This window comes from Amycolatopsis sp. NPDC114478, assembly GCF_055633805.1.
The window spans coordinates 39,283-48,599 of record NZ_JBVKDO010000019.1 but is presented as its reverse complement, the minus strand read 5'-3'; the positions used below and the strand labels follow the sequence as shown (position 1 = coordinate 48,599).

Genomic DNA, 9,317 nt, shown 5'->3' with positions numbered 1-9,317 from the left:
GCCGTTCTGGTCAGCCGCGCCATTCTGGTCGGCCGTACCCTGCTGGTTGGCCATACCGTTCTGGTTCGCCATGCCCTGCTGGTTCGCCATACCGTTCTGGTCAGCCGCGCCATTCTGGTCGGCCATGCCCTGCTGGTTGGCCATACCGTTCTGGTTCGCCATACCCTGCTGGTTCGCCATACCGTTCTGGTTCGCCATGCCCTGCTGGTTCGCCATGCCCTGCTGGTTCGCCATGCCGTTGGCGTCGGCGGCTCCCGCGGCCTGGGTCACGCACTGCTCGACCACTCCGCAGGCCTGGGCGGCCGCTTGATCCTGGGCGGCGGCGTCCTGGGCGGCCTTCGCGTTCTTCCCGGCGGCCTTGTTCTTCTTGGCCTTGCCGTTGCCGGCGGCCGTCTTGCCCTGGTCGGCGGCTCCCTGCTGGGCGGCCATGCCGTTGGCGTCGGCCGTGCCGTTCTGGTCGGCCGCACCGTTCCCGGCCATGCCGTTCTGATCGGCCGCGCCGTTCCCGGCGGCCATGCCGTTCTGATCGGCCATGCCGTTCTGGGCCGCCGCGCCGTTCTTGGCCGCCATGCCGTTCTCGTTCGCCGCGCCCATGCCCTGCTGCGCGGCCTTGCCCTTCGCGGCCTTGCCCGCGCCCTTGGCGTCCGCTCCGGCCGCTTTCTCGCCTGCCTTGGCGACCGCCGCGCACTGGGCCGCGACCTCGTTCGCCGCCACCGCGCCGCCGCAGCCCGCGGCCGCGCGGCGTTGCTGGATCTGGTCCACCACCGCCTGGCGGTTGGCGATCCTCGCCGCCGACTGGGCGTCCGGGGCGGCCTGCTGGCCCGCGATGAACGTCAGGTTGTTCTGCAGCGCCGTGTCCAGGCCGCCGCAGCTTTCCGTGGCCGCGTTGCTCGCCGGGCTGCTGAGCGCGACCGCCGTCGCGGTCGCCCCCGCGACTCCCAGCAGCGCGACCAGCCCGATCGTCGCCGGTTTGCGGTGTCGTCCGGTACTGCGTGCGTGGGGCATCGAGCCCCTCCTCTCTGGTCGCCACCTCACCACGGCACACGGCGCAACACCGGGAACGGTTCACCGCAAGAGGAAAACGACCAGCAGGAGTCCACAGTGGACATAAGAAAGCGGCCGACGGTCCGCCAGCCGCTACCTGGATACCAGAGCCCGGGTTATCGGGCGGTAAAACTTCAGCCCAGTCCGGCCAGTTGCGGCACGGCCGGCGCCATGCCCTCGATCCACGCGGCGGGCGAGCCGGTCGTCGGTGTGATGATCGCCTGCCGGATCCCGAGCTTCGCGTAGTCGGCCATGGCGCGGACGAAGTCGTCGCGGGTCTCCGGCGTCGGACGCGGGTTGTTCGCCAGGACCGTCTTGCGGATCTCGTCGTAGTCGCGGCCGACGTCGTCGCAGTGGCGGCGCAGCACGTCCAGCTTGTGCTCCACGTCCGAAGGCGACGAAGCGAAGAGGTTGCACGCATCGCCGTACTGGGCGACGAGCCGCAGCGTCTTGCGCTCCCCGCCACCGCCGATGAGCACCTTCGGCCGGCTGATCGGCTGGGGCGAGCAGAGCGTCTCGGCGAGCTGGTAGTACTTGCCCTCGAACGGGCCGTTGTCGGCCGGGTCCCACATCTGCCCGCAGATCCGCAGCGTCTCCTCCAGCCGCTCGAACCGCTCGGCGACCGGCGGGAACGGCACGCCCATCCCCCGGTGCTCGCGCTCGAACCAGGCGGCGCCGATGCCCAGCGCGGCCCGGCCGCCCGAGAGGACGTCGAGGGTCGTGACGATCTTCGCGAGCAGGCCGGGGTGCCGGTAGGTCACGCCGGTGACGAGCAGGCCGAGCTCGACCCGGGACGTGTGCGCGGCGAGGAAGCCCAGGGTGGTGTACCCCTCCAGCATGTTCGACTCGGCGGGCAGGCCGGTGGGCTCGATCTGGAAGTAGTGGTCCATGAAGGACAGCCAGGTCGCCCCCGCCTCCTCCGCGGCGGCGCCCACGCGGGCGAGCTCACCGGCGATGGCGGTGGTCCCGCCCTCGATGTCGAAGATGGGGAGGTGGAATCCGAGTTCCATGGAACGTGCTCCTGACGTGTTGTCGCGTGACCTCACGCTAGAGGCTGGAGCGCGCTCCAGGTCAAGCCAGCGCGGCCACCAGGTCCGTGGCGATCCGGTGCTCGACCGGAGCCGGCACCGGCTGGACCTCGGCAGTGAGCCCGCCCGCGGCCACCGCCGCCAGGCTGCGGACCTGCAGGGTGAGCCCCAGATCCATCGCCTGGATGGAGTTCCCGTTCGCGGCCGTCAGGTTCAGCATCCGGCCGCGGTCGAGGACGACGACCTCCCGGCCGTCGGCCAGCACGTGGCCGACCCGGCGGCCCGGTGCGCCGTACTCGACCGTGCGGACCGTCGCCGCCCGCAGCGCCGCCGCGTCGATCTCCCACGCGAAGTGCCCGACCCCGGCGATCAGCGCGCCGTCGGGCAGGGCCGCCAGCTCCTCGGCCCCGACGACACCGGGAGCGCCCGTCGCCGTGAACACCGCCTGCGCGTCCGACAGCACCTCGACGGCGGAGCCGACCCGGTGACCGTCCAAAATGGCCTGCAGGGCCCGCATCGGGTCGGTGTCGCACACCGCGACCCGCGCGCCGAGCCGCGCCAGGGTGTCCGCGACGCCCTTGCCGCACGGCCCGTAGCCGAGCACCGCCGCGCGCATCCCCGGCACCATCAGGTTGGTGGCGTTCAGGAACCCCTGCACGACGCTCTGGCCGACGCCGAACTCGTTCTCCACCAGCAGCTTCAGCCGCGAGTCGTTGATCACGACCACCGGGTGGCGCACGGCCGCCTCCCGCAGCCGCAAACCGCCCGTGGTGGTCTCTTCGGTGCCGCCGAGGTAGCCCGCGGGCGTCCCGGACGCCAGCAGTGACAGCGTCAGGTCGGCGCCGTTGTCGAGCGTGAGGTCCGGCTCGCACTCGAGCACCGCGGCGACGTTGCGGGCGTGGTCGGCTTCGTCGTCGGCCCGGCGGGTGTGCACGGCCACCCCGAGGTCGCGGAGCGCGGCCGCGACGTCGTCGTGCGTCGTGCCGGGCGAGCCGGTGAGCGCGATTTCGACGCCGGCGCGGGCCAGCAGGGTGACCAGGGCCGCCGTCTTGGGTTCGACGTGCAGGCACATCGCCAGGCGCCGCCCGGCGAGCACCGGCGCGGCCTCTTCGACGGCGGCCGCGGTCAGCGGCATGTGCTTGAGCGCCCAGTGCACGGATGAAGACATGGTTTTCCTTGCGGTTGACGGAGAAAAGGACCCGGAGCGGGGAATCCGTCAACCGTAGAAGTCGCAGCGGTACGAGTGATCGCCGAAGATCGCCCGTCCGTCCACGCCTCCAAGCTACCGCACGACTTCGAGCTGGCGGCGCTCGACGACCTGCCCGCTTCGGGCGCTCGGCACGGGCCGGGCGACGTCACGGCGTCGGTGTGCCGGTCGCCGTCGCCAGGAACCGCGCCACCTCGGCCGGGTCGCCGTCGCCGGTCGTCACCGGGACGCCCGCCGCGCGCAGGTGGTCCGCGAACTCGGCCGATTTCCGGCCGCCCGCGATCAGGAACGGTGGGGCGCCCACACCCGCGTAGGTCAGCGGGCTCGCCTCGCGCAGTGTCGCCGGGGAACGGCCCAGGGCCACGAGGATCGAGGCCCGAGTGAGCGGATCCAGTCCCGCGAGGTCGAAGTCCGCCGGGGCGTCGACCGCCGCCACCGCGCGGACCTCCGGCTTTCCCGCCACGCCCAGCAGCGACGCCAGGGTGCCGCCGGCACCCGTGCCCACGACCGTGATCCGCGCCGGGTCGAGGTTCAACGCCGCCGCGTTGGCCCCCAGGAACCGGACCGCGCACCGGGCGTCCTCCAGCGGCGCCGGCCAGCGCGCGGCGGGGGCGAGGCGGTAGTCGATCGAGGCGACCGCGAACCCGCGTGCCGTCAGGGCGTCGCGCAAGGGAACCAGCCGCGAGCCGGCCAGCAGCGCGCCCGGGCCGGACGGCCGGCGGTTGCCGGAGACGAGCCCGCCGCCGTGGAGGAAGAGCGCCACCGGGGCGGCCGCGCCGGCGGCCGGGCGCGTGAGGTCCATGGCGAGCGGGATGCCGCCCGGGCGGCAGTATTCGACGGTACTGCCGTCCAGGAGGGCCGACGCGGCCGTCCCGCTGATGCGGTCGCCGGCCGCGACCGTGCCCGCGGCGCCGGCCACGAGCACGACCAGCAGCACCGGGAACAGCAGGATCCACGCCGTCACGCGCCGGGGCATCGAGGGCCGCGGGTGCGCGCGCCGCCGCGCCACGACCAGGAAGCCGAGTACGGCGACGACCTGCAGCGCGGCCGCGACGTAGTCGGTGAAGCCGACGACGGTGTCCGCGGGCTGCCAGGGGTCGAGCCGCGTCAGCAGCCCGAGCGGCCGGCTGGCCACCCACAGCGCGAGGCCGCCGGTGGCGATGAACGCGCCGGCGTGGGCGGTCTTGCGGGTCGGCCACCCGAGGACCGCGACGAAGGCGACCACCTCGATGGCCGCGACCAGGGCGAACAACATGGCGTAGAACTGCCAGATCCGCCAGAGCGCGGGCACCGAAGCGGCCGGGATCAGCGCCCCGCCGAGGGCGGCGAAAGCGGCCGTGACCAGCACCGGACCCCGTCTGAGCGGCGGCGGGGTGGCGTAGCGCGCGGTCGTCGACGGGCGGCGTGTGCCGGGGTACCCGTCGACGACCTTCATGGCGCCAGTGTCACCCCGGGCCGGGGTCCGCCGCCACGGCTCAGGCGGCGAACCCGGCGAGCGCGCGCACCTCGATCGGCGCGTGGATCGCGGCGGTGACCCGGGCGGCCCAGGTCAGCGCGGTGTCCAGACCGTCGGCTTCGATGAGGTAGAAGCCGCCGATGTGCTCCTTCGACTCGGCGAAGGGCCCGTCGGTGGTCAGCAGCCCGTCGCCGGCTTCCCGGACCACCCGCGCGGCGGCGGGGTCGTCCAGCCGGGCGCTGAACACCCAGGCCCCCGTCGTCTTGAGGTCGTTCTCGACGTCGCCGAGCCGCTGCTGCATCGCCCGCATGTCCGCCTCGGTGGGCGGCTCGCGGACTTCGCCTTCGACGCTGTGCACGGACAGCAGGTAGTGCGCCATGACGCTCCTCCTCGCGCGGGCGGGCCCGTCCCGCCGCTCACCGCTCATACGAACGGGCCCGCCCCGGGTCGACAAGGCTACTTGCGCGAGGCCGTGTAGTTCCGGAACAGCAGGTAGGTGTCCAGGATGTCGGACGAAGCGCTTTGGATCGAGCGGTAGATGCCCCACTTCGGCCGCACGTAGTCACCCTGGTCCGGGATGTTCACGTTCGACATGCTGCCCTGCGCCGCGACCGGGGCGCTCGATCCGGTCCCGTTGCGGATGACGCACGCCGCCTTGCCCTTCGGCCCCGGTGTGAACGTCCACTCGATGGTGATCCACTTGTTCCGCAGAGGCGACAGATCGGTGGCCGCGATGCTCGGCGAACCCGAGTTGGCGTACGCGCGGGCGTTCAGCATTTCCTTGCTGCCGCTGCGGGTCAGGTCCAGCGTCACCCACGGGCCGCCGTTGGTGGACGGCGTCTTGGTCTGAAAGATGTGGGTGAACTTGCTGGTGCCGTGCAGGGTGCCCGGGATGTACATCTCGTAGGACAGCGTCCAGGTCTCGCCGTTGTGCATCTTGAGCGTCGTGCCGCTCTGCACCATGCCCTTGGACTCGGTGCGCTGGCGGTCGCCGCCGCCGGTCGTGTCGCGGTCGTCCTTCCAGATGTTGAAGCGGTAGTGGTCGCCTTCGACGACGACGTACTTGCGGTCCGGGTGGAGGTTGCCGCGGTCGGCTTCGATGCCTTCGAAGGCCTTGAGCCCGTCGGTGGCCGGATCGGGGTGCCACAGCGGAGCCGCTTGCGCGACGGGGCTGAACAGGATCGGGATGGTGAGGGCGACGACGGCGAGGGCCGTCCTGCGGGGGAATGGGGGCACGTCGGTGTGTCCTTCCTGACGAAGTGGTCGGCAGGGGTGCACATCGGTCGGCGGACGGACCCGGCGAAACCGGGCTGGACATCCGATGTCTGGCGCCACGAAGTTACCGCCATCCGGCGGCATTTGGCAAGATGCTCGCCTACTTGGTCGGCGATTCATCTGATGGCTAAGCTGTTTCCATGCCGCACTTCCGGGGGTACGACGGCCTGGAGCTCAGCTACCGCGAACTCGGCGCGGGCCGGCCGCTGGTGCTGTTCCACGGCTTCACCGGCTCGGGTCGCGACTGGCTCGGCCCGGCCGAGGTGCTCGCCGGGCACGGGCACCGCGTGCTCCTCCCCGACCTGCGCGGCCACGGCGCGAGCGCCGCCCCGCACGACCCGGCCGCCTACCCGCCGGACGTCCTCGCCGACGACGGTTTCGCCCTGCTCGAGCGGCTCGGCCTGGACGACTACGACCTGGGCGGCTATTCGCTCGGCGGCCGGGTGGTGCTGCGCCTGCTGACCCGCGGCGCCCGCCCCGGCCGCGCGGTCGTCGCGGGGCAGAGCCTCGACGCCGTCCGGCGCGCGACCTCGCGGACCGGGGTCTACCACCGGGCGCTGACCGCCTTGATCGACGGCGAGCCCGTGGAGCCCGGGTCACCGGCGTACTGGATCGGGCAGGCGGGCGGCGACCCGGTCGCACTGCGGCACGTACTGGGCACGCACGTCCCGACGACCGGCCTGGACCGGATCACGACGCCGACGCTGGTCGTGGCGGGCGAGGAGGACGACAGCCACGCGTCGGCGGACGCGCTGGCCGCGGCCCTGCCGCACGGCCGGTTCGCCCGGGTGCCGGGCAACCACTACACGGCGATGTCGAGCCCGGAACTGGCCACGGCGATGGTGGAGTTCCTCGCTCAGGCGTAGCACTCGGCCAAGGCGCCGAACGCCGCCTTAGGTTCCCACGGCACGCCCTCGTACGTCTCCCCCGTTCCCGCCTCCAGCACCTTCACCACGCCCCAGCTCGCCATGTCCAGGTCCCGCCGGGGGTCGGCGCGGTGCACCAGCCCGTAACAGACGAACGTGCAGGCGAACGCCGCGTCGACGCCTTCGGTCTCGAACACCTCCAGCAGCTCGCGGAAGTACCGTGCCTGCTCCTCTTCGTCCCGGACGTAGGAACCCTTCAGCCGGACCGGTTCGCTGCCCTCGTACTCGACGATCTCGCCGCAGCGGGCGCCGAGGTCGGCCGCGCCGCGGTAGGGCGTCACGCCGAACTCCGTGATGGCCACCGGTTTGCCCGACGCGACCAGCGTGCGGACGCCCTCGCGGTACACGTGCTCGACCTCCTTCGAGCGGTGCGCGTCCACCGAGACGATGTCGAACGGCGTCCAGTCCACCCGCTCCAGCGGCACCGACGCGTACGTGATGCGGCCGCCGAACTCCGCCCGGACCGCTTCGACCGCGCGCGCCAGGAAAGCGTTGACCCGCTGGGGAAGTCCCGCGATCAGCTCCCGCGAAGCCATCAGTGCGGCGACGCGGGCGGTGATGTCCTCGCCCGGGACGAAGCCGTGGTTGAACAGGCTCAGCTCGGCGCCGGTGACGAACACGACCTCGGCGCCGGCCTCGCGCAGGCGTTCGGCCCGGGCGGCGCCGTCGGCGAGCAGCTCGAGGACCTCCTCCGGGTGCCGGTCCCAGGGGAACGGCGAGAACCACACCTCCAGCCCGAGCGCCGCCGCCTCCCGGGCGGCGTGCTCGATGCGGTCCAGATCCGTGCCGATCAGCCGCACCGCGGTGCAGTGCAGGTCGTCGCGGATGATCGTCAGCTCGCGGCGGACCAGGTCCGGGTCGAACGGGCGGTTGAACCGCCCGTCGCGCGCCAGGCCCGTGTCGTAGCCGATGCCCTTGGCTCTCAAAGCTCCTCCAGATTTAGGGTACGGTCCGTACCGTACCCTAAATCGGTACACTGCCGTCCATGGCCGAGAAGACCCGCCGCCGCGGGGCCGAACTGGAAGACGCGATCCTGCGCGCGGCCGCGGACGAGCTCGCCGAGACCGGTTACCCCGGCCTGACGATGGAACGCGTCGCGCAGCGGGCCGGCACCAACAAGAACGCGATCTACCGCCGCTGGCCGAACCGCGCCGCGCTCGGCGTCGCCGCCTACCGGCACGTCGCCGCGGACCGGCTCACCCCGCCCGACACCGGCAGCCTCCGCGAGGACGCGCTCGCCCTGCTGCGTGCGATCAACTGCGGCCAGTCCTCCCCCGCCGCCCGGATCCTGCGCGGCCTGCTGACCGGTGTCGGCGACGAGCCCGAGCTCCGGCGGCAGCTGCACGACCAGGCCGCCGAGGGCGGGCCGAAGCCGTGGCTCACGGTTCTCGACCGGGCCGTCGCCCGCGGCGAAGCACGTTCCGGAGCCCGGCACCCGCGCGTCGCCACCGTGGCACTGGTCCTGCTGCGCAACGAGCTCCTCACGCGCGGACTGACCACAGTGGACGATTCCGTGCTGGTCGAGATCGTCGACGAGGTCTACTTGCCGCTGGTGGGCGCGTAGATCGTCAAGCGCAGCGCGGGGTCCTCGGCGACCTGGAAGGTCGCGTAGTCGAAGTCCGCCGGCTCCAGGCGGTACAACGTCTTCCGGCCGGGCCCGCTGCGGCCGACGTCGTGGCGGTCCCACCACGTCGCGAACTCGCGGCAGCCCGCGCGCAGCCGCGCCGCCAGCCCGGTGAACGCCGGGTCGCCGGCCCACAGGTCGTGCGCGGAGCGGAACTGCGCGACCGCGTGCTCGGCCTGCGCGGCCCAGCCCGGGCCGAACAGCCGCCGGCCACGCTCGTCGAGCAGCAGGAAGACCAGGACGTTCCGGTCCGCGTCCGGGAGCGCGGCGAAGTCGGTGAACACCTCGGCGGCCGCGCGGTTCCAGGCCAGCACGTCCCAGCGGCGGCCCGTCACGTACGCCGGCTCGCTCAGGCCCTCGACGAGCCGGCGGGTGGCGGCCGGCACCTCTTCCCGGTCGAACGGGGACCGGGCCGGGTTCCGGGCGAGGGCACGCAGGTGGGCGCGCTCGACGTCGTCCAGCCGCAGGGCACCCGCGAGGGCCTCGACCGTCGCGGCCGACGGGCTGACCGTGCGGCCCTGCTCGAGCCGGATGTACCAGTCGACGCCGATGCCGGCCAGTTCGGCGACCTCTTCCCGACGCAGCCCCGGCGTGCGGCGCCGGCGGCGGTCCGGCAACCCGAGCGCCGCCGGGCTCAGCCGCTCGCGCCGGGACCGCAGGAACTCCCCCAGCCCGGCCCGCGCCGCGTCCGGCATGGCGACCTCCGTGACACTGGACAGTCCCAGGATAATACCAGGTCTGGCTAACGCTCCCGATC

Annotated in this window: 10 protein-coding genes; 2 read left to right on the top strand and 8 right to left on the bottom strand. The window is 72.9% G+C overall.

Annotated elements, in window-relative coordinates:
• From ACZ7OH_RS39000 to ACZ7OH_RS38975, 6 genes are all read right to left on the bottom strand, one after another.
• Positions 1-1,005: hypothetical protein (locus ACZ7OH_RS39000; RefSeq protein ID WP_470285490.1), on the bottom strand; the 1,005-nt coding region annotated here is incomplete at its 3' end.
• A 173-nt stretch (positions 1,006-1,178) separates the two neighbouring features.
• Complete coding sequence (locus ACZ7OH_RS38995; RefSeq protein WP_470285489.1) at positions 1,179-2,054, bottom strand: LLM class F420-dependent oxidoreductase; 876 nt, start codon at positions 2,052-2,054, stop codon at positions 1,179-1,181.
• 61 nt (positions 2,055-2,115) lie between these two features.
• Positions 2,116-3,240 (bottom strand): adenosylhomocysteinase, encoded by a 1,125-nt coding sequence (locus ACZ7OH_RS38990; protein ID WP_470285488.1) that lies wholly within the window; start codon positions 3,238-3,240, stop codon positions 2,116-2,118.
• A gap of 187 nt (positions 3,241-3,427) precedes the next feature.
• Positions 3,428-4,714, bottom strand: a complete 1,287-nt coding sequence (locus ACZ7OH_RS38985) for an alpha/beta hydrolase (RefSeq protein WP_470285487.1) — start codon at positions 4,712-4,714, stop codon at positions 3,428-3,430.
• 40 nt (positions 4,715-4,754) lie between these two features.
• Positions 4,755-5,114 carry a YciI family protein gene (locus tag ACZ7OH_RS38980; protein WP_470285486.1) on the bottom strand — a complete coding sequence of 120 codons (360 nt, stop codon included), beginning with the start codon at positions 5,112-5,114 and terminating at the stop codon, positions 4,755-4,757.
• 77 nt (positions 5,115-5,191) lie between these two features.
• Positions 5,192-5,971 (bottom strand): hypothetical protein, encoded by a 780-nt coding sequence (locus ACZ7OH_RS38975; protein ID WP_470285485.1) that lies wholly within the window; start codon positions 5,969-5,971, stop codon positions 5,192-5,194.
• Between the two features lie 179 nt (positions 5,972-6,150).
• Here ACZ7OH_RS38975 and ACZ7OH_RS38970 point away from each other — a divergent pair, with 179 nt between their 5' ends.
• Positions 6,151-6,876: an alpha/beta fold hydrolase gene (locus tag ACZ7OH_RS38970; protein WP_470285484.1), complete on the top strand. Its 726-nt coding sequence runs from the start codon at positions 6,151-6,153 to the stop codon at positions 6,874-6,876.
• On the opposite strand, the gene ACZ7OH_RS38965 is transcribed toward ACZ7OH_RS38970, so the two are convergent.
• Positions 6,867-7,862 carry a hypothetical protein gene (locus ACZ7OH_RS38965; protein WP_470285483.1) on the bottom strand — a complete coding sequence of 332 codons (996 nt, stop codon included), beginning with the start codon at positions 7,860-7,862 and terminating at the stop codon, positions 6,867-6,869. The two genes, ACZ7OH_RS38970 and ACZ7OH_RS38965, sit on opposite strands and share 10 nt — an antisense overlap.
• Positions 7,863-7,921: 59 nt before the next feature.
• On the opposite strand from ACZ7OH_RS38965, the gene ACZ7OH_RS38960 reads away from it, so the two are divergent.
• Positions 7,922-8,500 (top strand): TetR/AcrR family transcriptional regulator, encoded by a 579-nt coding sequence (locus tag ACZ7OH_RS38960; protein WP_470285482.1) that lies wholly within the window; start codon positions 7,922-7,924, stop codon positions 8,498-8,500.
• On the opposite strand, the gene ACZ7OH_RS38955 is transcribed toward ACZ7OH_RS38960, so the two are convergent.
• Complete coding sequence (locus ACZ7OH_RS38955) at positions 8,476-9,255, bottom strand: helix-turn-helix transcriptional regulator (RefSeq protein WP_470285481.1); 780 nt, start codon at positions 9,253-9,255, stop codon at positions 8,476-8,478. The two genes, ACZ7OH_RS38960 and ACZ7OH_RS38955, sit on opposite strands and share 25 nt — an antisense overlap.
• Positions 9,256-9,317 lie beyond the last annotated feature (62 nt).

Bases quoted from the DNA above. Each gene is read 5' to 3' on its own strand.
- ACZ7OH_RS38995 (WP_470285489.1), bottom strand. From the start codon at position 2,054: ATGGAACTCGGATTCCACCTCCCCATCTTCGACATCGAGGGCGGGACC.
- ACZ7OH_RS38990 (WP_470285488.1), bottom strand. From the start codon at position 3,240: ATGTCTTCATCCGTGCACTGGGCGCTCAAGCACATGCCGCTGACCGCG.
- ACZ7OH_RS38985 (WP_470285487.1), bottom strand. From the start codon at position 4,714: ATGAAGGTCGTCGACGGGTACCCCGGCACACGCCGCCCGTCGACGACC.
- ACZ7OH_RS38980 (WP_470285486.1), bottom strand. From the start codon at position 5,114: ATGGCGCACTACCTGCTGTCCGTGCACAGCGTCGAAGGCGAAGTCCGC.
- ACZ7OH_RS38970 (WP_470285484.1), top strand. From the start codon at position 6,151: ATGCCGCACTTCCGGGGGTACGACGGCCTGGAGCTCAGCTACCGCGAA.
- ACZ7OH_RS38960 (WP_470285482.1), top strand. From the start codon at position 7,922: ATGGCCGAGAAGACCCGCCGCCGCGGGGCCGAACTGGAAGACGCGATC.
- ACZ7OH_RS38955 (WP_470285481.1), bottom strand. From the start codon at position 9,255: ATGCCGGACGCGGCGCGGGCCGGGCTGGGGGAGTTCCTGCGGTCCCGG.